The sequence below is a fragment of the Pseudomonas sp. P5_B3 genome (assembly GCF_056400405.1).
The window spans coordinates 1-22,257 of record NZ_JBFULI010000028.1 but is presented as its reverse complement, the minus strand read 5'-3'; the positions used below and the strand labels follow the sequence as shown (position 1 = coordinate 22,257).

General features: G+C 61.5%; 26 protein-coding genes. 17 read left to right on the top strand and 9 right to left on the bottom strand.

Going from position 1 to position 22,257, the window contains the following annotated elements; all coding sequences use genetic code 11:
• Nucleotides 1-11 precede the first annotated feature (11 nt).
• From AC1DRN_RS17335 to AC1DRN_RS17315, 5 genes are read left to right on the top strand one after another with little or no spacing between them, the layout of a single operon-like run.
• A complete protein-coding gene (locus AC1DRN_RS17335) occupies nt 12-794 on the top strand; it encodes an SDR family oxidoreductase (RefSeq protein ID WP_223462627.1) in 783 nt (260 codons plus the stop codon).
• A 2-nt stretch (nt 795-796) separates the two neighbouring features.
• Complete coding sequence (locus AC1DRN_RS17330; protein WP_223462628.1) at nt 797-1,255, top strand: MaoC family dehydratase; 459 nt, start codon at nt 797-799, stop codon at nt 1,253-1,255.
• Between the two features lie 29 nt (nt 1,256-1,284).
• Complete coding sequence (locus AC1DRN_RS17325) at nt 1,285-2,487, top strand: acetyl-CoA C-acyltransferase (protein WP_477786760.1); 1,203 nt, start codon at nt 1,285-1,287, stop codon at nt 2,485-2,487.
• Nucleotides 2,488-2,877, top strand: coding sequence for a steroid Delta-isomerase (locus AC1DRN_RS17320; RefSeq protein ID WP_223462630.1), 390 nt, complete (start codon nt 2,488-2,490; stop codon nt 2,875-2,877).
• Nucleotides 2,874-3,308: a nuclear transport factor 2 family protein gene (locus AC1DRN_RS17315; protein WP_223462631.1), complete on the top strand. Its 435-nt coding sequence runs from the start codon at nt 2,874-2,876 to the stop codon at nt 3,306-3,308. The genes AC1DRN_RS17320 and AC1DRN_RS17315 overlap by 4 nt, the downstream gene beginning before the upstream one ends.
• Nucleotides 3,309-3,639: 331 nt before the next feature.
• Here the strand turns inward: AC1DRN_RS17315 and AC1DRN_RS17310 are convergent, their stop codons facing one another.
• Complete coding sequence (locus AC1DRN_RS17310; protein ID WP_223462632.1) at nt 3,640-4,134, bottom strand: SRPBCC family protein; 495 nt, start codon at nt 4,132-4,134, stop codon at nt 3,640-3,642.
• Between the two features lie 13 nt (nt 4,135-4,147).
• Nucleotides 4,148-4,924 (bottom strand): SDR family oxidoreductase, encoded by a 777-nt coding sequence (locus AC1DRN_RS17305; protein WP_223462633.1) that lies wholly within the window; start codon nt 4,922-4,924, stop codon nt 4,148-4,150.
• Nucleotides 4,925-5,195: 271 nt separating this feature from the next.
• Between AC1DRN_RS17305 and AC1DRN_RS17300 the strand changes: the two genes are divergently transcribed.
• The 4 genes from AC1DRN_RS17300 to dmpG are packed head-to-tail and all read left to right on the top strand — an operon-like array spanning nt 5,196 to nt 8,800.
• Nucleotides 5,196-6,038 (top strand): alpha/beta fold hydrolase, encoded by an 843-nt coding sequence (locus tag AC1DRN_RS17300; RefSeq protein WP_223462634.1) that lies wholly within the window; start codon nt 5,196-5,198, stop codon nt 6,036-6,038.
• Nucleotides 6,035-6,826: a fumarylacetoacetate hydrolase family protein gene (locus AC1DRN_RS17295; protein WP_223462635.1), complete on the top strand. Its 792-nt coding sequence runs from the start codon at nt 6,035-6,037 to the stop codon at nt 6,824-6,826. The genes AC1DRN_RS17300 and AC1DRN_RS17295 overlap by 4 nt, the downstream gene beginning before the upstream one ends.
• A gap of 18 nt (nt 6,827-6,844) precedes the next feature.
• Nucleotides 6,845-7,753 carry an acetaldehyde dehydrogenase (acetylating) gene (locus AC1DRN_RS17290; protein ID WP_223462636.1) on the top strand — a complete coding sequence of 303 codons (909 nt, stop codon included), beginning with the start codon at nt 6,845-6,847 and terminating at the stop codon, nt 7,751-7,753.
• 12 nt (nt 7,754-7,765) lie between these two features.
• Nucleotides 7,766-8,800: a 4-hydroxy-2-oxovalerate aldolase gene (dmpG, locus tag AC1DRN_RS17285; RefSeq protein WP_223462637.1), complete on the top strand. Its 1,035-nt coding sequence runs from the start codon at nt 7,766-7,768 to the stop codon at nt 8,798-8,800.
• A gap of 63 nt (nt 8,801-8,863) precedes the next feature.
• On the opposite strand, the gene AC1DRN_RS17280 is transcribed toward dmpG, so the two are convergent.
• A complete protein-coding gene (locus AC1DRN_RS17280) occupies nt 8,864-9,031 on the bottom strand; it encodes a hypothetical protein (protein ID WP_223462638.1) in 168 nt (55 codons plus the stop codon).
• A gap of 290 nt (nt 9,032-9,321) precedes the next feature.
• Between AC1DRN_RS17280 and AC1DRN_RS17275 the strand changes: the two genes are divergently transcribed.
• Both AC1DRN_RS17275 and sthA read left to right on the top strand, forming a co-directional pair.
• Nucleotides 9,322-10,344: an FAD:protein FMN transferase gene (locus tag AC1DRN_RS17275; protein ID WP_223462639.1), complete on the top strand. Its 1,023-nt coding sequence runs from the start codon at nt 9,322-9,324 to the stop codon at nt 10,342-10,344.
• Nucleotides 10,345-10,551: 207 nt separating this feature from the next.
• Nucleotides 10,552-11,946, top strand: coding sequence for a Si-specific NAD(P)(+) transhydrogenase (gene sthA / locus AC1DRN_RS17270; protein WP_223462640.1), 1,395 nt, complete (start codon nt 10,552-10,554; stop codon nt 11,944-11,946).
• Between the two features lie 42 nt (nt 11,947-11,988).
• Here sthA and AC1DRN_RS17265 read toward each other — a convergent pair whose 3' ends face one another.
• Both AC1DRN_RS17265 and AC1DRN_RS17260 read right to left on the bottom strand, forming a co-directional pair.
• Entirely contained in the window at nt 11,989-12,711 is a 723-nt protein-coding gene (locus AC1DRN_RS17265) for a glycerophosphodiester phosphodiesterase (protein WP_223462641.1), read from the bottom strand.
• Nucleotides 12,712-12,725: 14 nt separating this feature from the next.
• Complete coding sequence (locus AC1DRN_RS17260) at nt 12,726-13,307, bottom strand: PilZ domain-containing protein (RefSeq protein WP_223462642.1); 582 nt, start codon at nt 13,305-13,307, stop codon at nt 12,726-12,728.
• Between the two features lie 94 nt (nt 13,308-13,401).
• Here AC1DRN_RS17260 and AC1DRN_RS17255 point away from each other — a divergent pair, with 94 nt between their 5' ends.
• The 3 genes from AC1DRN_RS17255 to AC1DRN_RS17245 all read left to right on the top strand — a co-directional run bounded on the left by AC1DRN_RS17255 (nt 13,402) and on the right by AC1DRN_RS17245 (nt 16,651).
• Entirely contained in the window at nt 13,402-14,652 is a 1,251-nt protein-coding gene (locus tag AC1DRN_RS17255; RefSeq protein WP_477786759.1) for a lipoprotein-releasing ABC transporter permease subunit, read from the top strand.
• 7 nt (nt 14,653-14,659) lie between these two features.
• The gene (gene lolD / locus AC1DRN_RS17250; RefSeq protein WP_177323267.1) at nt 14,660-15,343 is read left to right on the top strand and encodes a lipoprotein-releasing ABC transporter ATP-binding protein LolD; all 684 of its coding nucleotides are present in this window, start codon (nt 14,660-14,662) and stop codon (nt 15,341-15,343) included.
• Between the two features lie 63 nt (nt 15,344-15,406).
• Nucleotides 15,407-16,651: a lipoprotein-releasing ABC transporter permease subunit gene (locus tag AC1DRN_RS17245; protein ID WP_223462644.1), complete on the top strand. Its 1,245-nt coding sequence runs from the start codon at nt 15,407-15,409 to the stop codon at nt 16,649-16,651.
• Between the two features lie 138 nt (nt 16,652-16,789).
• On the opposite strand, the gene AC1DRN_RS17240 is transcribed toward AC1DRN_RS17245, so the two are convergent.
• Both AC1DRN_RS17240 and AC1DRN_RS17235 read right to left on the bottom strand, forming a co-directional pair.
• A complete protein-coding gene (locus AC1DRN_RS17240; RefSeq protein WP_223462645.1) occupies nt 16,790-18,139 on the bottom strand; it encodes a heavy metal sensor histidine kinase in 1,350 nt (449 codons plus the stop codon).
• Nucleotides 18,139-18,819 carry a heavy metal response regulator transcription factor gene (locus AC1DRN_RS17235; protein WP_223462646.1) on the bottom strand — a complete coding sequence of 227 codons (681 nt, stop codon included), beginning with the start codon at nt 18,817-18,819 and terminating at the stop codon, nt 18,139-18,141. The genes AC1DRN_RS17240 and AC1DRN_RS17235 overlap by 1 nt, the downstream gene beginning before the upstream one ends.
• A gap of 155 nt (nt 18,820-18,974) precedes the next feature.
• On the opposite strand from AC1DRN_RS17235, the gene copI reads away from it, so the two are divergent.
• Both copI and queF read left to right on the top strand, forming a co-directional pair.
• On the top strand, nt 18,975-19,511 hold the full coding sequence (gene copI, locus AC1DRN_RS17230) for a copper-resistant cuproprotein CopI (protein ID WP_223462647.1): 537 nt from the start codon (nt 18,975-18,977) through the stop codon (nt 19,509-19,511).
• A gap of 61 nt (nt 19,512-19,572) precedes the next feature.
• On the top strand, nt 19,573-20,403 hold the full coding sequence (gene queF / locus AC1DRN_RS17225) for an NADPH-dependent 7-cyano-7-deazaguanine reductase QueF (RefSeq protein WP_218428821.1): 831 nt from the start codon (nt 19,573-19,575) through the stop codon (nt 20,401-20,403).
• A gap of 174 nt (nt 20,404-20,577) precedes the next feature.
• Here queF and AC1DRN_RS17220 read toward each other — a convergent pair whose 3' ends face one another.
• On the bottom strand, nt 20,578-20,841 hold the full coding sequence (locus AC1DRN_RS17220) for a DUF4404 family protein (RefSeq protein ID WP_008053327.1): 264 nt from the start codon (nt 20,839-20,841) through the stop codon (nt 20,578-20,580).
• A gap of 112 nt (nt 20,842-20,953) precedes the next feature.
• Complete coding sequence (locus AC1DRN_RS17215) at nt 20,954-21,574, bottom strand: HAD superfamily inactivated hydrolase PcrP (RefSeq protein WP_223462648.1); 621 nt, start codon at nt 21,572-21,574, stop codon at nt 20,954-20,956.
• Nucleotides 21,575-21,775: 201 nt separating this feature from the next.
• On the opposite strand from AC1DRN_RS17215, the gene AC1DRN_RS17210 reads away from it, so the two are divergent.
• Nucleotides 21,776-22,257 (top strand): MlaA family lipoprotein (locus tag AC1DRN_RS17210; protein ID WP_477786758.1); only part of this gene is annotated, 482 nt, incomplete at its 3' end.

Below are 22,257 nucleotides of genomic sequence, written 5' to 3'. Positions count from 1 at the left end.
GGAGAGAGTTCATGTCTGTACCTCAATATGTTGAAGGGCGCGGTTTGCTGCGCGGCAAGTCGGTACTGATCACCGCCGCCGCCGGTGCCGGGATCGGTTTTTCCGCCGCCGTGCGTGCCGCCGAAGAAGGCTGCCGTGCGTTGATGATCAGCGATATCCATGAAGGCCGGTTGACCGAAGCGGTGCTGAAGATCCGCGAAACCACCGGGCTGCAGCAGGTCTTCGGCCAGGTCTGCAACGTCGCCGACGAAGCTCAGGTGCAACAGCTGATCGCCTGCGCCGAGCGTGATCTGCAAGGCGTCGACGTGCTGATCAACAACGCCGGCCTCGGCGGCTCGCGCCTGCTGGTGGAGATGGGCGACGAAGAATGGAACCGGGTGTTGGATGTAACGCTCACCGGCACCATGCGCATGACTCGCGCCATGCTGCCGAAAATGATGGAGCGGCGTGCCGGGGTGATCGTCAACAACGCCTCGGTGCTGGGCTGGCGCGCGCAGAAAGAACAGTCGCACTACGCCGCCGCCAAAGCTGGCGTGATGGCGCTGACCCGCTGCGCAGCGGTCGAGGCCGCCGACTACGGCATCCGCATCAACGCGGTCAGCCCGAGCATTGCCCTGCACGATTTCCTGCGCAAATCCGCGCCCCAGGCGGTGCTCGATCAACTGGCCGCCAACGAAGCGTTCGGCCGCGCCGCCGAAGTCTGGGAAGTGGCCAACGTGATGATGTTCCTGGCCAGTGACTACAGCTCCTACATGACCGGCGAAGTGTTGTCGGTGTCCAGCCAGAGGGCGTGACCATGCCACGAATTTTCGACACGCCGATGGCCTTGTTCGACGCCGTGGGTCAAGAGCTCGGTGTCAGCGAATGGCTGCTGCTGGAGCAGGACCGCATCGACCAGTTCGCCGACGCCACGGGCGATCACCAGTGGATTCACGTCGATCCGCTCAAGGCCGCCAGCGGCCCGTTTGGCGCCTGCATTGCCCATGGCTACCTGAGCCTGTCACTGGTCAATCTGTTCTTGCCGCAGATCGTCGAAGTCCGTGGTCTGGCCATGGGCGTCAACTACGGCTGCGAGCGGGTGCGCTTTCCCTCGGTGGTGCGCGTCGGTTCGCGGGTGCGCGGTAGTGCACAACTGATCGCGGTCGAGGAAGTGAAGGGCGGCGTACAGGCGACCGTCCGCGTCAGCGTCGAAATCGACGGCGAGGAACGTCCTGGCTGCGTGGTCGACACCATCAGTCGCTATTACCCGGCCTGACCTTCAACAGCATTTTCGAGGAACTGAACATGAAAGAAGCCGTCATCGTTTCCACCGCCCGCACTCCGATCRGCAAGGCCTTTCGCGGTGCGTTCAATGACACCGAAGCGCCGCAACTGGGCGGCCACGTGGTGCGCGAAGCCGTGCGCCGTGCCGGCATCGAGCCGGGTGAAGTGGACGACGTGATTATCGGCGCCGCGGCGCAGCAGGGCACACAGTCCTATAACCTGGGCCGCCTGTGCGCGATTGCCGGTGGCTTGCCGGCGTCGGTTGCCGGGATGGCGGTCGAACGCCAGTGCTCGTCGGGCCTGATGAGTATCGCCATGGCGGCCAAAGGCATCATGTGCGACGAAATCGACATCGCCGTGGCCGGTGGCCTGGAGTCGATTTCCCTGGTGCAGAACAAGCACAAGAACCTGTATCGCAACCAGTCGGGTTCGGTGATCGAGCTGGACCCGCACGCCTATATCCCGATGATCGAAACCGCCGAGATCATCTGCGCACGTTATGGCATCTCCCGCGACGAGCAGGACGAATACAGCTATCAGAGCCAGCTGCGTACCGCACAGGCCCAGAGCGCCGGGCGCTTCGACCGCGAACTGGCACCGCTGACCAGCCGCCAGATGATCGTCGACAAGGCCACGGGCGAAACCCGCCATGAGTCCGTCACTTTGCTGCGCGACGAGTGCAACCGCATCGACACCAGCCTCCAGAGCCTGAAGGCACTGGAGCCGGTATGGCCGGGCGGTCAGTGGAGCGACAAGGGGCGTTTCATCACCGCCGGCAATGCCTCGCAGCTGTCCGACGGTGCGTCGGCCTCGGTGTTGATGAGTGCGAAAATGGCCGAGAAGCGTGGCCTGGAACCGCTGGGGATCTATCGCGGCATGGCCGTCGCCGGCTGCAACTCCGACGAGATGGGCATCGGCCCGGTGTACGCCATTCCCAAGCTGCTCAAGCGCCACGGCCTGACCATGGATCACATCGGTCTGTGGGAGTTGAACGAAGCGTTCGCCTGCCAGGTGCTGTACTGCCGCGACACCCTGGGCATTCCGGCCGAACGCCTGAACGTCAACGGCGGAGCGATCTCCATCGGCCATCCGTTCGGCATGTCCGGAGCGCGGATGGTCGGCCATGCGCTGGTCGAAGGCCAGCGTCGCGGTTTGCGTTATGTGGTGGTGAGCATGTGCATCGGTGGCGGCATGGGTGCTGCTGCTCTATTCGAGGTGGTCTGAATGATTAGCGCTCAACATATCCAGGCGACCATGGCCCGTTACGTGGAGCTGGTGGATGTCGGCGACATCGAGGGCATCCTCGCGCTATACGCCGAAGACGCCACCGTTGAAGACCCGGTCGGCCAGGTGCCGTTGCAGGGCATCGACGCCATCGCGCGCTTTTACCGTGAAGGGCTGGGGGCGATGAAGGTCTCGGCAACCCAGACCGGCCCGGTGCGCGCGACACTCAACGGTTGCGGCGCGATGCCGTTCCGGGTCGACATGGAGTGGGGCGGGCAACCGTGCTCGCTGCATGTGATCGACGTGATGGAGTTCGATGCCGACGGCAAGATCCGTTCGATGAAAGCCTACTGGAGTGAAGTTAACGTAACCCCGCGAGGTGCAGCATGAATCTGGAGCAGCGTATCGCCCGCCTGGAAGCGCTGGAGGACATCCGCCAGCTCAAGCATCGCTACCTCAACGCCTGCGACCTCAAGCAGGTCGAGGTGATTGCCGATTGCTTTGCCGAAGGTGAAGTGCTGATCGATTACGGACCGTTGGGGATCTTTTGCGAGCGCGACAGTTTTGCCGCGCTGTACCGCGAACTGGCCTGCCATGAGCGGGTGATCGACCTGCATCATGGCGCCAATCCGGAAATCGAGGTGCTGAGCGAGAGTGAAGCCCAGGGCCGTTGGGCCCTGTGGTATTTCAACCTGGATGGCGAGAGCGGGGCGACGCGGCAGCTGGGTGGCTTTTATCAGGACCGTTACCAGCGTATCGCCGGACAATGGAAGATAGTCGCCACCCGTTTTACCGCTCACTTGGAAGTGGCGCGTTCCTGAAGGCCGCTCACTCAAGAGCTGACCCAACCCATCCCCCCTGTGGGAGCGAGCCTGCTCGCGATGGCTGCGTGACAGGCAACATCAATTTTGAATGTGCCGGCCTCATCGCGAGCAAGCTCGCTCCCACAGGTTCAGTGGCCGTATGCAAAATCTGCGAACTACCCAAATCACTGTGGGAGCGAGCTTGCTCGCGATGGCGGCGTGTCAGGCAACATCAATGTTGAATATGCCGGCCCCTTCGCGAGCAGGCTCGCTCCCACAGTTTTTTGTGGTGACGCCGACATTGCGAGTATCCCCAATCCCCTGCGGGCTTGCCCGCGATGGCGGCGTGTCAGGCAACATCAATGTTGGATGTGCTGACAGCCATATCAGGATTCTGTGTACGGCCGGTTTCGTAGAAGGCCTTGAGGTTCTCGGCAATCTGTCGCACGACCTTGTTGAAGGCCTTGGCCAGCAATCCTTCAAACAGCCTGCCACCGCGCAGGCTGTAACTCATTTGCAGGGTGATGCGGGTCGCGTTGCCTTCGGCTTGCAAGGCATAACTGAAGCTCGCCTCGCGAAACGGAAAGGGCGAGTCATTGTCGCCCTTGTGCAACCGCAGCACGAAACCAGTGCCTTCCCGCCACTGCACCACGCTTTCATCCAGATACTGACCGCCCTTGCGCAACACCCGGCGACTGGCGCCGACGCCTTGCGTTGCGCCGGGATGAAACTGGCAACCGGTGAGCCCCGGTACGTAGTGTGGGGCGAGGCTCAGGTCGCGCAGTTTGATCCAGGCGGCTTGTTGCGTGAGGTTCAGTACAACGCTGTGGCTGGCTACGGGCATCTCGAAAGTCCTCTTATGAATGGGATTGGGCCGCATCGAGAAACGCCGGGCGTTCGCCTGCGCCATGCACCGCGATGTCCGCGCCACTGACGTAACGGGCCAGCGTCGAGGCCAGGTACAGGCAGGTGTCGCCGATGTCTTCCGGGGTCGCCAGACGTTGCAGCGGGATGGTCGCCGCCACCCGGGCAATGCCCGCGTCGTCACCATAATGCATGGCCGCCTGTTCGGTGAGAATCAGCCCGGCGGTGACGGCGTTGACCCGCACCTTCGGCGCCCATTCCACCGCCAGTGAGGTGGTCAGGTTCAGCAATCCGGCCTTGGCCGCGCCATAAGCGGCGGTGCCGGGGGAAGGGCGGGTGGCGCTGACGCTGCAGATGTTGATGATCGCGCCGCCATCGGCCTGGGCTTGCATCACCTGGTTGGCCTGCTGGCACAGGTTCAGTGGCGCAATCAGGTTCAAACGGATGATTGCCTCGCTGAAACGCGGCGAGGCTGTCGCGGCGTCGGCATTCGGTGAACCGCCGGCGTTGTTGACCAGCACATCGAGGCGCCCGAAGCGCTCGACGATTTGTGCGATCAAGCGCCCGGATTGCTCGACATCGCGCAGGTCACAGGGCAGGAACAGCGCCTCGCGCCCGGCGCTGGCCGGCAGGGTTGGCGGGGCTTCGCGACCGCAGATCACCACCTCGGCGCCGCAGTCCAGAAAGCGCTGAGTAATGCCGCGTCCGACACCTTTGCCACCGCCGGTGACCAGTATCACTTTGCCGTGAAAGTCCATTGGATCAAGCATGGGAATTCTCTTTCTGTCGCTCGGGTATGCCGTCGATGCTAGGTCTGTGGTCCCTGTAATCCAACGTCCGATGAGACTAGAGACTGTAGGAGCGAGCCTGCTCGCGATGGACGTCAACGAAAACGTGTTCTGCCTGACTGAACGCGTTGTCCTGGCGTTTTTCGCGAGCAGGCTCGCTCCTACAGGGGGGAGGCGTAGTCCTGTCGGACGATGTTGATCACCCGGCCCCTCGGAATAATCCGGCTACAACAACAGGCCGGGAGGACACCTTATGGGCGCTTCAGCGCAAGGGCACTTCGTTACGCTGCCGGATGGTTTGCAGCTGCGCTATGTGGATATAAGCGGGAAGGATGGCGGCAGCGGCGAGCCGGTGGTTTTCATTCACGGCAGCGGGCCGGGTGCCAGCGGGCACAGCAACTTCAAGCAGAACTACCCGGTGTTTGCCGAGGCCGGTTACCGGATCATCGTTCCCGACCTGCCGGGCTACGGCGCTTCGGACAAACCCGACACCCTCTACACCCTGGATTTCTTCACGGCCGCGCTGAGCGGTCTGCTCGACGCCCTGGACATCCAGCGCTGCGTGCTGGTCGGCAACTCCCTGGGCGGCGCAATCGCGATCAAACTGGCCCTCGACCAACCGCAGCGTGTCAGCCGTCTGGTGCTGATGGCCCCCGGTGGCCTGATGGAAAAGGAACAGTATTACCTGCAGATGGAAGGCATCCAGAAAATGGGTGCGGCTTTCGCCAAGGGTGAGCTGAACGATGCGGCGGGCATGCGTCGCCTGCTGGCCCTGCAACTGTTCGATGAAAGCCTGATCAGCGACGAGACGGTCAACGAGCGGGTAGCCGTGGTGCAACAGCAACCGGTGTGCGTGCTGTCGACCATGCAGGTGCCGAACATGACGTCGCGCCTGGGCGAGTTGCAGTGCCCGATCCTCGGCTTCTGGGGCATGAACGACAAGTTCTGCCCGTCCTCCGGTGCCCAGACCATGCTTGAACACTGCAGCAACATCCGCTTCGTGATGCTCAGCGAGTGCGGGCATTGGGTTCAGGTCGAGCATCGTGATCTGTTCAACCGCCAGTGCCTGGCATTTTTTCAGGAGGCCCGCGGATGAGCCTGCAATTGCGCCGTGAGTTCGGCGAAGAGCTTTATCAGGCGCTGCTCAGCGGCTCCACCCTGGCGCCGCTGACCGAGCGTTGGCCGTCGATCAGCATCGAAGACGCCTATCACATTTCCCTGTACGCCATTGAGCGTCGGGTGGCGGCCGGTGACCAGATCGTCGGCAAGAAAATCGGCGTGACCTCGGCGGCGGTGCAGCAGATGCTCAACGTGCATCAGCCGGATTTCGGCTTCATCACCCGGCAGATGTCCTTCGATAACGATGCGCAGATTTCCCTGTCGGCCAACAAACTGATCCAGCCACGGGCCGAGGGCGAGATCGCCTTCAAGCTCAAGCATGATCTGGTCGGCCCCGGCATCACCGAAGCCGACGTACTGGCTGCCACCGAATACGTGATGCCGTGCTTCGAGATCGTCGACTCGCGGATTCACGACTGGCGCATCCGCATCCAGGACACCGTGGCCGACAACGCCTCCTGCGGCGTGTTCGTGCTGGGCGACAGCCAGGTCGACCCCCGCGAGCTGGACCTGCCCAACCTGCGCATGCGCGTGTCCAAGAACGGTGAGCCCCTGAGCGAAGGCCTGGGTTCGGCGGTCCAGGGCAATCCGCTGACCGCCGTGGCCTGGCTGGCCAACACCCTGGGTGCCTTCGGCATTCCGTTCAAGGCCGGGGAAATCATCCTGTCCGGATCCCTGGTACCACTGGAACCGGCCCGTGCCGGCGACCACTTTTCGCTGACTATCGATGGCCTGGGCAGTGCCCGGGTGTCTTTCTGCGCCTGACTTTTGGAGTTTGACCCAATGAGCAAAAAACTCAGAGCGGCCATTATCGGCCCGGGCAACATCGGCACCGATCTGCTGATGAAAATGTGCCGATCGCAATGGATCGAGCCGGTGTGGATGGTGGGTGTCGACCCCGAATCCGAGGGCCTGAAACGTGCCCGGGAAATGGGCATCAAAACCACCGCCGGCGGCGTCGACGGCTTGCTGCCCCACGTCCTCGACGATGACATCCGTATCGCCTTCGATGCCACCTCGGCCTACGTGCATGCGCAAAACAGCCGCAAGCTCAACGAGCTGGGGGTGATCATGATCGACCTCACGCCAGCGGCCATCGGCCCGTTCTGCGTGCCGCCGGTCAACCTCAAGGAGCACGCGTCGAGCCTGGCGATGAACGTCAACATGGTCACCTGCGGTGGCCAGGCGACCATCCCGATGGTAGCGGCGGTGTCCCGGGTGCAGCCGGTGAGTTACGGCGAAATCGTCGCGACGGTTTCTTCCGGTTCGGTCGGCCCGGGTACCCGGCAGAACATCGACGAGTTCACCCGCACCACCGCCGGTGCGGTGGAGAAGATCGGCGGCGCCCGACGCGGCAAGGCGATCATCGTGATCAACCCGGCCGAGCCGCCGCTGATGATGCGCGACACCATCCACTGCCTGACCGATGACGAGCCGAATCAGGATGCGATCCGCACTTCGGTGCTGGAGATGGTCCGCGAAGTGCAGCGCTATGTGCCCGGCTACAAGCTGATCAACGGGCCGGTGTTCGACGGGCGCAAGGTGTCGATTTTCATCGAGGTCGAAGGCCTCGGCGATTTCCTGCCCAAGTCCGCCGGCAACCTCGACATCATGACCGCCGCCGGTTTGCGCACGGCCGAGATGTTCGCCGAAGAAGCCCACAAGGGCACCCTGCAACTGCCAGTCCGTTGAGTGGAGATGAGTATGAATTTGCAAGGTAAGAGCGTCCGTCTGCACGACATGAGCCTGCGCGACGGCATGCACGCCAAACAGCACCAGATCAGCATCGAACAAATGGTCTCGGTGGCCACCGGCCTCGATGCTGCGGGTGTGCCGCTGATCGAGATCACCCACGGCGATGGCCTGGGCGGTGCGTCGCTGAACTACGGTTTCCCCGCTCACAGCGACGAGGAATATTTCGCTGCGGTGATCCCGCAGATGAAACAGGCCAAGGTCTCGGCCCTGTTGTTGCCGGGGATCGGTACCCTCGACCACCTGAAGATGGCCCACGAACACGGTGTGTCGACCATTCGTGTCGCCACTCACTGCACCGAAGCGGACGTGTCCGGCCAGCACATCGGCATGTCGGCGAAGATGGGCCTGGACACCGTCGGCTTCCTGATGATGGCGCACATGGTCAGCCCGGAGAAACTGCTGGAGCAGGCGCGCCTGATGGAAAGCTACGGCGCCAACTGCATCTACTGCACCGACTCGGCCGGCTACATGCTGCCCGATGAAGTGACGCAAAAGATCGGTGCTTTGCGTGCCGGCCTGAATGCCGGGACCGAAGTCGGGTTCCACGGCCACCACAACATGGGCATGGCCATCGCCAACTCCCTGGCCGCGATCGAGGCCGGTGCTGCGCGGATCGACGGATCGGTTGCAGGTCTTGGTGCGGGGGCGGGCAATACGCCGCTGGAAGTGTTCGTCGCGGTGCTGGAGCGCATGGGCGTTAACAGTGGAATCGATCTGTACAAGATCATGGACGTGGCCGAAGACCTGGTGGTGCCGATGATGGACCAGCCGATCCGCCTCGACCGCGATGCCCTGACGTTGGGTTATGCCGGGGTCTACAGCTCGTTCCTGCTGTTCGCCAAGCGTGCTGAACAGAAGTACGGGATTGCCGCTCGCGAGCTGCTGGTGGAACTGGGCCGTCGCGGCACGGTGGGAGGGCAGGAAGATATGATCGAGGACCTGGCGCTGACCCTGTCACGGGCCCGAGGGGTTTTGCCAACCTGATCCTTGAAGCAACGAAAAAACCACCGGGATTCGGTGGTTTTTTATGGCTGTTGCAAACAGCACTCAAGGCAGCAGATTGCGCACCACTGGCGGGTAACAGTTGATGGCCATGCTCAAACAGCTGAAGTAGGCCGTGGTCGGTCGGTAGGCTTCATTCTTGAACAGTTGGCACAGGCTGGTGGAAGTACCCGCACAGAGGATGATGAACAGAGCACAAGTGGATTTGCGCATGGTGGCTCTCGACACGGTTTTATTGTTGTAGAAACAGGTTATGGCGGCGGTTCGCGAGTGGCTTCGTCCGAATGGACTAGCCGATCGATTTGAAGCTGTCCCTTCACTTGTGGGTGCTCCCGGGACCTGTGCCTGGCTGCAATCCCCTGTGGGAGCGAGCTTGCTCGCGATAGCGGTCTGACAGAAATATCAATGTTGAATGTGATGGCCTCATCGCGAGCAAGCTCGCTCCCACAGTTTCTATCGCATAATGGCGAGCCTCGATGGTGTGTCAGGGTGTTCTTCAGGGGATGCAGGAATTGTTGATCTGGCGGACATGGTGCTTTGTGTTGATCGTCCTGTTGTCTGGCTGCGGCAGCAGTGACCCCCTCGAAACCTTCGGCGGCCCGACCATGGGCAGCACTTATTCGATCAAGTATGTGCGCCATGCCGGCCTTCCGGCGCCGGACGAGGTCCGCGCCCAGGTTGAGCAGATCCTCGCTGACATTGATCGGCAAATGTCGACCTACCGCAGCGACTCGGACATCGAGCGCTTCAATGCATTACCGGCCAACCGCTGTCAGGCAATGCCGGCGTCGATTCTCGAATTGGTCCGCGTGGGCGAGCGACTGTCAGTGCAAAGCGACGGTTCCTACGACCTGACGGTGGAGCCGCTGCTGAACCTCTGGGGATTTGGTCCGCAGGCTCGCGGGGAAAAAGTCCCGACCGCTGAAGCGCTCGCCGAAGCCCGCCAGCGCGTCGGCCATGAACACTTGCGTATCGATGGCGACCAGTTGTGCAAGGATGCCCCCGTCGAGGTCGACTTCAACAGCATCGCCGCCGGTTATGCGGTGGACACGATTGCCGCAAGACTCGAGGTGATGGGCATCCATGACTACCTCGCCGAGGCCACGGGTGAGCTCAAGGCGTCCGGCAGGAAGGCCGACGGCTCGCCATGGCGCATCGCCCTGGAAGAGCCGCGGGATGATCGGCAGGTGGCCGAGCGCGTCATTGTCGTCGACGGCTATGGCCTGTCCACCTCCGGCGACTATCGTAATTACTTCGAGCAGGACGGCCAGCGTTTTTCCCACACCTTCGATGCGCGCACCGGTGCGCCGGTCTCACATAACCTGGCATCGGTCACGGTGATTCATCCTTCGGCGTTGATGGCCGATGGCTTATCGACGCTGTTGTTGATACTTGGCCCGGAGCGCGGTTGGGACTACGCAGAGAAACACGATATCGGTGCATTTTTTGTGATTCGTGCCGATACAGGTTTCGTCACGCGCAGCAATCACGCTTTTGAGCGCATCAATGGCAAAAAAACCGAATGATTTCGGCGATTTGAGCATTGAAAACTGGCGTTGTAGCGCAGGCAAAAGTAGCCTACGACGCGACCAAGGGTTAATGTGCGCGGCGTTGACGCTTCTATAGACTGTGTCCGGGTTCTGTACTGGCCCCAAATTGTTCCTTCATGCCACGCATTGGCGTGATTTAGCCGCAGGCGCCGAGGGTGCCGCGGCCTGTTCTGAGGAGTACGCATGGCTGTCTACAACTACGACGTGGTGGTGCTGGGTTCCGGCCCGGCGGGGGAAGGCGCGGCAATGAACGCCGCCAAGGCAGGGCGCAAGGTCGCGATGGTCGATAGCCGTCGCCAGGTCGGCGGCAACTGCACTCACTTGGGCACCATCCCGTCCAAGGCACTGCGTCACTCGGTGCGGCAGATCATGCAGTTCAACACCAACACGATGTTCCGGGCCATTGGTGAGCCACGCTGGTTCTCCTTCCCGGACGTGTTGAAAAGCGCCGAGAAAGTCATTTCCAAACAAGTCGCTTCGCGTACCGGCTACTACGCCCGTAACCGCGTCGACGTGTTCTTCGGCACCGGCAGCTTCGCCGACGAGCAAACCATCGAAGTGGTCTGCGCCAACGGCGTGGTCGAAAAACTGGTGGCCAAGCACATCATCATCGCCACCGGTTCGCGTCCTTATCGCCCGGCGGACATCGATTTCCACCACCCGCGTATCTACGATAGCGACACCATCCTCAGCCTCGGCCACACTCCGCGCAAACTCATCGTCTACGGCGCCGGCGTGATCGGTTGCGAATATGCCTCGATCTTCAGCGGTCTGGGGGTATTGGTTGAACTGGTGGACAACCGTGGTCAGTTGCTGAGCTTCCTCGACTCGGAAATCTCCCAGGCCCTGAGCTACCACTTCAGCAACAACAACATCACGGTTCGCCATAACGAAGACTATGACCGCGTCGAAGGCGTGGACAATGGCGTGATCCTGCACCTCAAGTCCGGCAAGAAGATCAAGGCCGACGCCTTGCTCTGGTGCAACGGTCGTACCGGCAACACCGATCAGTTGGGTTTGGAAAACATCGGCGTGAAGGTCAACAGCCGTGGCCAGATCGAAGTCGACGAGGCGTACCGCACTTGCGTGCCGAACATCTATGGCGCCGGTGACGTGATCGGCTGGCCGAGCCTGGCCAGTGCCGCCCACGACCAGGGCCGTTCGGCCGCTGGCAGCATCGTCGATAACGGCAGCTGGCGTTTCGTGAATGACGTGCCGACCGGCATCTACACCATTCCGGAGATCAGCTCGATCGGCAAGAACGAGCAGGAGCTGACCCAGGCCAAGGTGCCGTATGAAGTCGGCAAGGCGTTCTTCAAGAGCATGGCGCGGGCGCAGATCGCCGGTGAGCCGCAAGGCATGCTGAAAATCCTGTTCCACCGTGAAACCCTGGAAGTGCTGGGCGTTCACTGCTTCGGTTATCAGGCGTCGGAGATCGTGCACATCGGTCAGGCGATCATGAACCAGCCGGGCGAACTGAACACGCTGAAGTACTTCGTCAACACCACGTTTAACTACCCGACCATGGCCGAAGCCTATCGGGTAGCCGCGTACGATGGCCTCAACCGGCTTTTTTGAGCGGCTCCGGCCGGTGGCCTGAGCCGGCCGGGGAGACCGATTTCAGCAATTCTCGAGCGTGGCAGTGGCCAAACCGGGAAAGTCTGTAATCAGGCTGTCAACGCCGAAGTCGGCGAGTCTGCGCATCAGCGCGGGCTCGTTGACGGTCCACACCGACACATGCAACCCCTGACGCTGCGCCCTTTGCAGGCGTTCCGGCGTGCACAGGGTCCAGTTCAGCGCCAGAATCTCACAGCCATAGCTGGCCGCGACCTTCAGCGGGTCGAGCCAGGCGTACTCGGCTACCAGCCCGCGGGATACGTCCGGCACCAACTCCAGCGCCGCCTTGAGCACTTCACGGGAACTCGAGGTGATGGTCACCTTGTCCATCAGGCCATGACGCTGCACCATTTCGCGAATTGCCAGCACGGTGGTCGCGGCACGCATCCGTGATGCGCTTTTGACTTCCAGCTGCCAGTGATCGAAGTCGCACTTTTCGAACAGTTCTTCCAGCGTCGGAATCGGGCACGGCTTCACCCAGCCCGGGCCGCCCTTGCGTGCGTCATAGGTCACAAGCTCGGCCGCCGTGTGTTCGACGACCTTGCCGCGACGGTCAGTGGTGCGTTTGAGGGTCGGGTCGTGGATGACCATCAGTTCGCCATCCATGGACAGGTGCAGGTCCAGTTCGCAGCGACGCACGCCGTGCTTGAGACATTCCTGAAAGCTGGTCAGGGTGTTTTCCGGTGCTTCGCCCTTGGCGCCGCGATGGCCGTAGATGAGGGTCACGGTTCTTCCTTAAATTAATTGCCTGATTCGAGTTGTTCGCGGGCCAGTCGTCGTTCCTGGGCCTGCTTTTGCAAGATGTGGCGGGCCAGCAGTTGGCGTTGGGCGTCGGTCAGGTGTTCGAACTCGGTGCCAACGTCATAGCCATCGCCCTTGCGGTCGCAATGGGTGACGCGAGCGCGCAGCAGCAGGCCCAGGGCTTGCGGCATCAGCACCAGCTTGACCGACAGGCGTGCGCCAGCGGCGATGGGCGCTGGATGCTGAAAGTCGATGCCGCCTTCGGAAATGATCACCGGCCGCGGTTCGCCGATCTGCCCGAGCACTGTCAGGGCGACGACCTGACTCAGCAAATCGATGCGTTTGTTCTGGGATTTGAGGAATGCGGCGGTCGTGCGGTCGCGTTCGCTGATCTGGCGCAACAGGTGTTGCGACTCGAATTCGCTCAGGTGCAGCTCGCTGAGCAAGTTGAAGAGTGGGGAAGCATCCTGCAACACTTCCTGGCCTGTGGCTTCAGCAGCGGACAGGGGCCGAATTTCCAGTGCGATCGTGTCCTCGATACGGTAGTATTCGCGGCGATCTTCTTCATCTAATGTCGACATGGCGAACCCATGGTAGCGGCGGTGGTCTGAGTGTAAAGCTGGTTATCGACCCCCGCCACAAGGACGTTCCTTTTCCCTCCGAACAAGCCCCGACATGTTCAGACCTCTCTTCGTATTTATCGGCACGCGTTACACCCGTGCAAAGCGTCGCAATCATTTTGTGTCATTCATTTCCCTGACTTCGATGATCGGGCTCGCCCTTGGCGTGGTCGTGATGATCGTGGTGCTGTCGGTGATGAACGGCTTCGATCATGAGATGCGCACCCGCGTGCTGGGCATGGTGCCCCACGCGACCATCGAGTCCGGCGAGCCGATCAGCGATTGGCAAAGCCTGGCGGCCAAGGTCAAGCAGAACCCGCAGGTGGCGGCCGTGGCGCCGTTTACGCAAATGCAGGGCTTGCTGACCAATAACGGCAAGGTCTCGAAAGTGCTGCTCAATGCCATCGACCCGGCGCAAGAGCGCCAGGTGTCGATCATTGATCACTTCATGACCCAGGGAAAACTCGACGACCTGGTGCCGGGCGAGTTCGGCATCGTCATCGGCGACAAGGCCGCGGCCAAGCTCGGTGCCGCGATCGGCGACAAGCTGACGTTCGTGGCACCGGAAGTCACCGTGACCCCGGCCGGGATGTTCCCGCGCATGAAGCGCTTTACCGTGGTCGGCATCTTCCATGTCGGTGCCGGTGAGCTCGATGGCTATCTGGGCGTCACCAACCTGCAGGATCTGGCCCGGCTGCACCGCTGGAAGCCGGATCAGGTCCAGGGCCTGCGCCTGAAGTTCGACGATCTGTTCCAGGCACCGCGCACTGCGTGGAGCATCGYCCGCGATCTCGGTGAAGACCGCTACTACGCCCGCGACTGGACCCGCACCCACGGCAACCTGTACCAGGCGATCCGCATGGAAAAAGCCATGATCGGCCTGTTGCTGCTGCTGATCGTTGCCGTCGCGGCGTTCAACATCATTTCCACGCTGGTGATGGTGGTGAACGACAAGAAGGGCGACATCGCGATCCTGCGCACACTGGGCGCCACGCCGGGCACGATCATGCGCACGTTCATGGTGCAAGGCACGGTGATTGGTGTGGTCGGTACGGCCATTGGCGCCGTGGTCGGGATCTTCGCCGCGCTGAATGTCAGTGCCGCGATCTCCGCCCTCGAAGGATTGATCGGGCACAAGTTCCTCAACGCCGACGTGTATTTCATCGATTACCTGCCATCGCAAGTGCAGAGCCAGGACGTCGTGATGGTCTGCTCTGCGGCGTTGGTCCTGAGTTTCCTCGCCACCCTGTATCCAGCCTGGCGTGCCGCGCGCACCCAGCCTGCGGAGGCGCTACGTTATGAGTGAGTCGGGCATGAGTGATAAAGCAATCTTGAGCTGCCGCAGCCTGGGCAAGTCCTACGAGGAAGGCCCGGAATCGGTGGAAGTGTTGGCCGGCCTGCAACTGGAGTTGCACCCGGGCGAGCGCGTGGCGATTGTCGGCAAGTCGGGCTCGGGCAAAAGTACCTTGCTCAACCTGTTGGGTGGCCTCGATACGCCGACCAAGGGCAGCGTCTGGCTCGACGGCGAGGAACTGTCGGCGCTGAGCGAGAAGAAACGCGGCCTGCTGCGTAATCGCGCCCTCGGCTTCGTGTATCAGTTCCACCATCTGCTGCCGGAATTCACTGCGCTGGAAAACGTCTGCATGCCGCTGCTGATCGGCAAGACCGCGATCCCGGAGGCGCGTCAGCGTGCCACGGCGTTGCTGGAGCGGGTAGGGCTGGGCCATCGCCTGGAACACAAACCGGCCGAATTGTCCGGTGGTGAGCGTCAGCGTGTGGCCATCGCCCGCGCCCTGGTGAACACACCGGGCCTGGTGATGCTCGACGAGCCGACCGGCAACCTCGACTCCCACACCGCGCAAGGTATTCAGGATTTGATGCTGGAACTCAGCACCTCGATGCGCACGGCGTTCCTGGTGGTGACCCACGACATGAACCTGGCCCGCCAGATGGACCGCGTCCTGCACCTGCAGGAAGGCTGCCTCACTCCCATCTGATTGGCTGAAACCCGATGCCTGAAAGGGCGTCGGGTCTTTTATTTTTATACGGTGCCCCAGCGAATGTTCAGACCGTTATCGATCTTTATCGGCACGCGCTATACCCGCGCCAAGCGCCGCAATCGCTTTGTTTCCTTCATCTCGATGACGTCGATGATCGGCCTCGCCCTCGGCGTGCTGGCGATGATCGTGGTGCTGTCGGTGATGAACGGCTTCCAGCGCGAAATGAGCTCGCGCATCCTCGGCATGGTGCCGCACGCCACCATCGTCGGCGTCAACCCGATTGATGACTGGAAACCCGTGGCAGCGGCCGCGATGAAAAACCCGGAAGTGACGGCGGCGGTGCCGTTCACCGAGATGGAAGGCATGCTGTCCTACAAGGGCACGATGCAGCCAATCCAGGTCAGTGGTGTCGATCCGGCGCTGGAAGGCCAGGTGTCGATCGTCGCCAAGCACATCGTCCAGGGCAGTCTCGAAGCCCTGAAGCCGGGCGAATTCGGTGTGGTGATCGGCGAGATCACGGCGCGCCGCTTTCGCTTGAACGTCGGCGACAAGATCACCCTGATCGTGCCGGAAGTCAGCAATGCGCCGGGTGGCATTACCCCGCGCATGCAACGGCTGAATGTGGTCGGTGTGTTCAAGGTCGGCGCCGAACTGGACGGCACCATGGCGCTGATCCACATGGCCGATGCCGCGCAGATGCAGCACTGGGAGCCGAATCAGGTGCAGAGCGTGCGCCTGGCGGTGAAGGAACTGTATGCCGCGCCGCAGGTGTCGAGCGATATCGCCACGGGGCTGGGCGCCACCTACAAGGCTGACGACTGGACCCACACCCAGGGCAGCCTGTTCAGCGCAATGAAAATGGAAAAAACCATGATCGGCCTGCTGTTGCTGATGATCGTCGCGGTGGCGGCGTTCAACATCATCGCGACCCTGATCATGGTGGTGAACGACAAGGGCGCGGACATCGCGATCCTGCGCACCATCGGCGCCACGCCACGGCAGATCATGGCGATCTTCATGGTGCAGGGCACCGTGATCGGCATCGTCGGCACCTTGATTGGCGGTGTGCTGGGGGTGATTGCCGCGCTGAACGTCAGCCAGATCGTGGGCTGGATCGAGCGGGTCAGCGGGCAGCACATCTTCAGTTCAGACGTGTATTTCGTCAGCAACCTGCCGTCCGAGCTGCAAGGCGCGGATGTGGCATTGATCTGCACGGCGGGGTTTGTCATGAGCTTCCTGGCCACGGTTTACCCGGCGTGGCGGGCAGCGAAGATCGAGCCGGCTCACGCTCTGCGGTATTCGTAACCCGTAACACCGCCATCGCGAGCAAGCTCGCTCCCACAGGGGGCTGCGTCGTACACAGACTATGTGAACGCCACAAAACACTGTGGGAGCGAGCTTGCTCCGGGCGGCGTTCCGACGATGAGGCCGGAACTGCCAGCCTCAATCCCCCCTTGGCAACTCGATCACAAACCGCGTCCACCCATTCTCCGATTCACAACGAATTTGCCCGCCATGGGCACGGATGATCGACTGGGTGATCGCCAGTCCCAGTCCCGCGTGTTCGCTACTGCCTTCACGACGCGCAGGATCGGCCCGGTAAAACCGGTCAAAAAGACGCGGCAATAGATCTTCGGGAATCTGTTGGCCCGTGTTTTCAACGCTCAGGCGCAGTTCTTTTGGCTGATCGACGATTCGCACCCGAACCTCGCCATCGACCGGCGTGAAGCGCAGTGCGTTATCCAGCAAGTTGGACAATGCTCGCCTCAACATGCTGCGGTCGCCTTCCAGGCACCCATTACCTTCCCGTGCGAGCGTCACCCGCGCGTCTTCCGCCAATGGCGCAAAAAACTCCAGCAGCAGATCCGTTTCCTGTCCCAGCTCCAATGGTTCGTGCTTGGGAATCAACAATCCATGGTCAGCCTTGGCCAGATAGAGCATGTCATTGACCAGTTGCGCCATCCATTGCAGTTCTTCGAGGTTGCTGTGCAGGGCCTCGCGGTAGTCCTCGAGGGGGCGAGGGCGGGTGAGGGTGACCTGGGTGTGGGTCAGCAGGTTCGACAGTGGCGTGCGCAGTTCATGGGCGATGTCGGCGGAGAAGGCCGACAGGCGCTGAAACGAGTCGTCGAGGCGTCCGAGCATGGCGTTGAAGTTGTGGGCCATTTCCGCCAGTTCCGGCGGCATGTTTTCTTCAGGCAACCGCGCGTTCAGCGATTGCGCGGAAACACCGCTGGCGACCGCACTGATCCGCCGCAGCGGGCGCAAGCCGCTGCGTGCCGCCCAGGCGCCAAGCAGTGCGGTGGCCAGGGCTGACAGGCCGACGGTCAGCCAGATCAAGCGCTGCATGCGTTGCAGAAAATGCTGGTGGTGGGTGATGTCCAGCAGCAGGGTCAGTTGCGGTGACTCGGGTTTGTCCGCGAAAAGCGGCGCATTCAGCACGCGGTAATCCATGCCTTCATGGCTCACCGTCGACAATCCGGGCTGGCGCGGCAATGCCTGTGGAATGTTGGTCGAGCTGTCATACCAGCGCTGGCCGTCGCTGCCGGTGATTCGCAGGGGCAGGCCAGCCTGCCGACTCATTGCCTCGGCCAGTTTCACTTCGCTGTCACTCGACTGGAAGTCGTGCAAGGCCCGACGCAAGCCAATCAGCTTGCCGTCCAGCAGTTGCTGGTCGAGCTCGACGAAGTGCGCCTCGCTGGCGCGGCTGAACAGTACCCCGGCGAACAACGACACCACGGCGGTGCAGGCGGCAAACAACAGCGCCAGGCGGCTGCTCAAGGACAGCCGGCGCATCAGGCGGGGCGCTCTTCGAGGACGTAACCCATGCCGCGCACGGTGTGGATCAGTTTGTTGGGGAATTCATCGTCGATCTTCAGGCGCAGGCGACGGATCGCCACCTCGATGACATTGGTGTCGCTGTCGAAATTCATGTCCCAGACCTGGGAGGCAATCAGCGACTTGGGCAGGACTTCACCCTGGCGGCGCAGGAGCATTTCCAGCAGGGCGAATTCCTTGGCGGTCAGATCGATACGCTGGCCGCTGCGTTCGACCCGGCGACGGATCAGGTCCAGGCGCAAATCGGCCAGTTGCAGGCTGGTTTCCTGGGTTGTGGCGCTGCCGCGACGCAACAGGCTGCGCACTCGCGCCAACAGCTCGGAGAAGGCAAACGGCTTGACCAGATAGTCATCGGCGCCCAGTTCGAGGCCGTGAACCCTGTCCTCCACGGCATCACGCGCTGTCAGAAAAAGTACCGGTGTGTCCAGGCCAGCGCTGCGCACCGCTTGCAGAATCTGCCAGCCGTCACGACCCGGCAGCATCACATCGAGAATCAGCAGGGCATATTCGCCGCTGAGGGCCAATTGCTGGCCGGTGTTGCCGTCGGCCACCAGTTCCGTGTTGAACCCGGCCTCGGCCAGGCCCTGGCGCAGGTAATGGCCGGTTTTCGGTTGGTCTTCGACGATCAGCAGTTTCATGGGTGGCTCTTGGCAGATGGAACGAACGCTTTATACCGTGGACGGCGTTCATGCAGGGCAACCTGACAAAGTTGTAATCTGGCTGTCAGGTTGCGGGCAGTGGCAGCAGTTTAGAGTTTTCCCCATGCTGAGCCTTATCTTGTTGGAGTATGACGATGTTTTTACGCAAATCCGTGGCGCAAATCCTGTGTTTGTTGGCGCTGAGCTCACCGGTGTGGGCGGACGCCGGGCATTCCTACGATTTCGGTCAACCGGCCCCGGCGGCCAAGGCGACCCGCAGCGTCGAGGTGGTCATGGGCGACATGTCCTTCACGCCAAAGGCCATCGACATCAAGGCCGGGGAAACCGTGCGCTTCGTGCTGGTCAATAAAGGCCAGTTGTTGCATGAGTTCAACCTCGGGGATGCGGCGATGCACGCCAGACACCAGCAGGAAATGTTACAGATGCAACAGAGCGGCATGCTGACACCGACCGGCATGAAGGCAATGGATCACGGCAACATGGCTGGCATGGATCACAGCAAAATGGACCAAGGCATGCAGCATGACGACCCGAACAGCGTACTGGTGGAGCCGGGCAAGACCGCCGAGCTGACCTGGACCTTCAGCAAGGCCACCAGCCTTGAGTTTGCCTGCAACATCCCCGGTCATTACCAGGCCGGCATGGTCGGCAAAGTGACTGTCAGTCAGTAAGCACTCAAAGGCGGGAGCAAAGGCTGATAGAATCCGCTGATTCTTCAGTCAGGTTTCCGCCATGCATCCCGCAGCCGAACATTCGCCGCTGGGCAAGTCCAGCGAATACATCGCCACCTACACGCCGTCCTTGCTGTTCCCGATCCCGCGCACCGCGAAGTGGGCGGAACTGGGCCTGACGGCGCAAACCCTGCCGTATAAAGGCGTGGACTTCTGGAACTGCTTCGAATTGTCCTGGCTGCTGCCGTCGGGCAAGCCGGTGGTGGCGATCGGCGAATTCAGCATTCCGGCGGATTCGCCGAACATCATCGAATCGAAGTCGTTCAAGCTGTACCTCAACTCCCTGAACCAGACGCCGTTTGCCGATACCGCGAGCCTTGAGGCGACGTTGGTCAAGGATTTGTCGGCGGCTGCCGGCAAGCCGGTGGGCGTGCGCATTCGCAGTCTCAAGGACGTCGAGAGCGAAGGCGTCGTGGCCTTGCCGGGCGTGTGCATCGACGAGCTGGATATCAGCGTCAGCAACTACGAGCATCCGCGGCCGGAACTGCTGCGCTGCGATGATTCGCGCATTGTCGAGGAGAGCGTGCACAGCCATTTGCTCAAGTCCAACTGCCCGGTCACCAGCCAGCCGGACTGGGGCAGCGTGGCGGTGGAGTACCGTGGCGCGGCGCTGGATCACGCGAGCCTGCTCGAATACATCGTCAGCTTCCGCCAGCATTCGGACTTCCATGAGCAGTGTGTAGAGCGGATCTTCCTCGACCTGCAGCGGTTGCTCAAACCGGAGAAACTGACGGTGTATGCGCGTTATGTGCGGCGGGGCGGGCTGGATATCAACCCGTATCGCAGCACTGAAGAGGTGCAACTGCCGAACCATCGTTTGGTCCGTCAATGAAGATCCAATTGTAGGAGCGAGCCTGCTCGCGATGGCTGAGTGTCAGGCAACATTGATGTTGGATGTGCCGGCCTCATCGCGAGCAGGCTCGCTCCTACAGGGGATTTGCATTGTCAGTCGTAGAAATGAAAAAGCCCTGCTGGCGATAGCAGGGCTTTTTTGCATCAGCAGGGTTCAGATCCCCATGTTGGCCAAGGCCTGCCCGATATTGCGCAGGGTCCCGGCAAGGGTGGGGTGTTCGAGTTCGAAGCGTTCCACGGCCAGGTTGACGCCGTCAGCGAGGCTGGAATCCTGGGTTTTGGTTTCCAGTTCAAGCTTCAACTCAATCTGCTGCATCAGTTCGTGTAACTCGGCGCGCTCGGCTTCGGACAACGGAGGATTCTGTTCCAATTGCTCGCGCAGGGCATTGAGCTGTTCTTGCAGTTCGCGGGCAGGCATGGCGTTCTTCCTTCTTTAATCGATAGGCACTGGCATAGACCATGACCGAAGGCCAAAGGTCGATGCCTGACCTTTAGATTAATCCACTCGCGCGCAACGTGCATGATCTCGGTCAGGGCTTTTCGCCCTTGAGCCGCCGCAAGCTGATATCGGCCAGGCAGGTGTCGAGTTCACCGAGGTGATCGATCACCGAATGCACGCCAAGACCGAACAGTTGCATCGTCGCCTTGGCGCGTTTGATGTCGCGCCCCTGCGGGGTCAGCGCTTGCCATTCCTGAGGCGTCAATCCGCACAGCGAGCCGCAGGACGCCAGGCCGATGGTCCACAACCCGGCATTGAGCCCCGCTTGCAGCAGGCGGGGTTCGCCGCTCACCAGTACGCAGCCGTCGAGTCGCTCGACGTTCAGGGTCATCAAGGCTTGCCAGCAGGCATTCGGGGCGGGCCATGGGGTATTTGTTGCTAAATGTTGCGATGGCTGGATCCATTCAGGCAACGCAGCGGCCAGGGATTGGCTCAAGGCAGGGGGCAGCTCATCGAGCCAGGCGCAGGGGATTTGCCGGCGCTGCAAGCTGCGCAGGCTATCCAGTGCGCCGGGTGTGGCCTCGGCGTGTTCGGCCGAGTGACTGCCGTGCCGGCGCGTGTATGCGCCGAAATCCACCAGGCAGCCACTGAGGCCGAACAGTACGGCGGTCAGGCTGGGTGCAGTTTGGGGCAAGGCTTCGGCGAGCGGCATGTGGACGTCCCTGAAATAGCCTGAAGGCTAGCGGGCGACGGTGACAGTTGAGTGACATGGACGTGAATCGCTCGCATTTGGCACGATTCCTTCAATGTGGATTTCGTGCAAAGTGCCTTAAACAGCGTTTACGTCTTATACTTGGCAACTTATTGCCCGGGCCACGCGCCTGAGCCAGTACAAACCAAGGAGTTTTTTTCTATGCGCTGGAGCAATCATCTAGCCAGGATTTGTGTGTGCGCCAGTGTGATGCTGGTTCCGTTCGTTGCCCAGGCAGCCACGGAAGAGGATCCTTGGGAAAGCGTCAACCGCCCGATTTACAAGTTCAACGACGTGATCGACACCTACGCGCTGAAGCCCCTGGCCCAGGGTTACCAGTACATAACGCCGCAGTTTGTCGAAGACGGCGTTCATAACTTCTTTCGCAACATCGGCGATGTGCGCAACCTGGCCAACGATATCCTGCAGGCCAAACCTCGCGCCGCAGGCGTTGATACCGCACGAATCATTTTCAACACCACCTTCGGCTTGCTGGGCGTCATTGATGTCGGCACCAAAATGGGCCTGCAGCGCAATGACGAAGACTTCGGTCAGACACTGGGTTACTGGGGTGTCGGCAGCGGCCCTTACGTGATGTTGCCATTCCTGGGCCCAAGCACCTTGCGTGATGCGCCGTCCAAGTA

Coding starts and splice junctions, on each gene's coding strand:
- AC1DRN_RS17310 (WP_223462632.1), bottom strand. CDS start 4,134: ATGCCCGTAGCCAGCCACAGCGTTGTACTGAACCTCACGCAACAAGCC.
- lolD (WP_177323267.1), top strand. CDS start 14,660: ATGAGTGATAAAGCAATCTTGAGCTGCCGCAGCCTGGGCAAGTCCTAC.
- AC1DRN_RS17235 (WP_223462646.1), bottom strand. CDS start 18,819: ATGAAACTGCTGATCGTCGAAGACCAACCGAAAACCGGCCATTACCTG.
- AC1DRN_RS17295 (WP_223462635.1), top strand. CDS start 6,035: ATGAGCCTGCAATTGCGCCGTGAGTTCGGCGAAGAGCTTTATCAGGCG.
- queF (WP_218428821.1), top strand. CDS start 19,573: ATGCATCCCGCAGCCGAACATTCGCCGCTGGGCAAGTCCAGCGAATAC.
- AC1DRN_RS17330 (WP_223462628.1), top strand. CDS start 797: ATGCCACGAATTTTCGACACGCCGATGGCCTTGTTCGACGCCGTGGGT.
- sthA (WP_223462640.1), top strand. CDS start 10,552: ATGGCTGTCTACAACTACGACGTGGTGGTGCTGGGTTCCGGCCCGGCG.
- AC1DRN_RS17220 (WP_008053327.1), bottom strand. CDS start 20,841: ATGCCTGCCCGCGAACTGCAAGAACAGCTCAATGCCCTGCGCGAGCAA.
- AC1DRN_RS17245 (WP_223462644.1), top strand. CDS start 15,407: ATGTTCAGACCGTTATCGATCTTTATCGGCACGCGCTATACCCGCGCC.
- AC1DRN_RS17315 (WP_223462631.1), top strand. CDS start 2,874: ATGAATCTGGAGCAGCGTATCGCCCGCCTGGAAGCGCTGGAGGACATC.
- AC1DRN_RS17335 (WP_223462627.1), top strand. CDS start 12: ATGTCTGTACCTCAATATGTTGAAGGGCGCGGTTTGCTGCGCGGCAAG.
- AC1DRN_RS17280 (WP_223462638.1), bottom strand. CDS start 9,031: ATGCGCAAATCCACTTGTGCTCTGTTCATCATCCTCTGTGCGGGTACT.
- copI (WP_223462647.1), top strand. CDS start 18,975: ATGTTTTTACGCAAATCCGTGGCGCAAATCCTGTGTTTGTTGGCGCTG.
- AC1DRN_RS17275 (WP_223462639.1), top strand. CDS start 9,322: ATGCAGGAATTGTTGATCTGGCGGACATGGTGCTTTGTGTTGATCGTC.
- AC1DRN_RS17320 (WP_223462630.1), top strand. CDS start 2,488: ATGATTAGCGCTCAACATATCCAGGCGACCATGGCCCGTTACGTGGAG.
- AC1DRN_RS17300 (WP_223462634.1), top strand. CDS start 5,196: ATGGGCGCTTCAGCGCAAGGGCACTTCGTTACGCTGCCGGATGGTTTG.
- dmpG (WP_223462637.1), top strand. CDS start 7,766: ATGAATTTGCAAGGTAAGAGCGTCCGTCTGCACGACATGAGCCTGCGC.
- AC1DRN_RS17305 (WP_223462633.1), bottom strand. CDS start 4,924: ATGCTTGATCCAATGGACTTTCACGGCAAAGTGATACTGGTCACCGGC.
- AC1DRN_RS17215 (WP_223462648.1), bottom strand. CDS start 21,574: ATGCCGCTCGCCGAAGCCTTGCCCCAAACTGCACCCAGCCTGACCGCC.
- AC1DRN_RS17240 (WP_223462645.1), bottom strand. CDS start 18,139: ATGCGCCGGCTGTCCTTGAGCAGCCGCCTGGCGCTGTTGTTTGCCGCC.
- AC1DRN_RS17260 (WP_223462642.1), bottom strand. CDS start 13,307: ATGTCGACATTAGATGAAGAAGATCGCCGCGAATACTACCGTATCGAG.
- AC1DRN_RS17290 (WP_223462636.1), top strand. CDS start 6,845: ATGAGCAAAAAACTCAGAGCGGCCATTATCGGCCCGGGCAACATCGGC.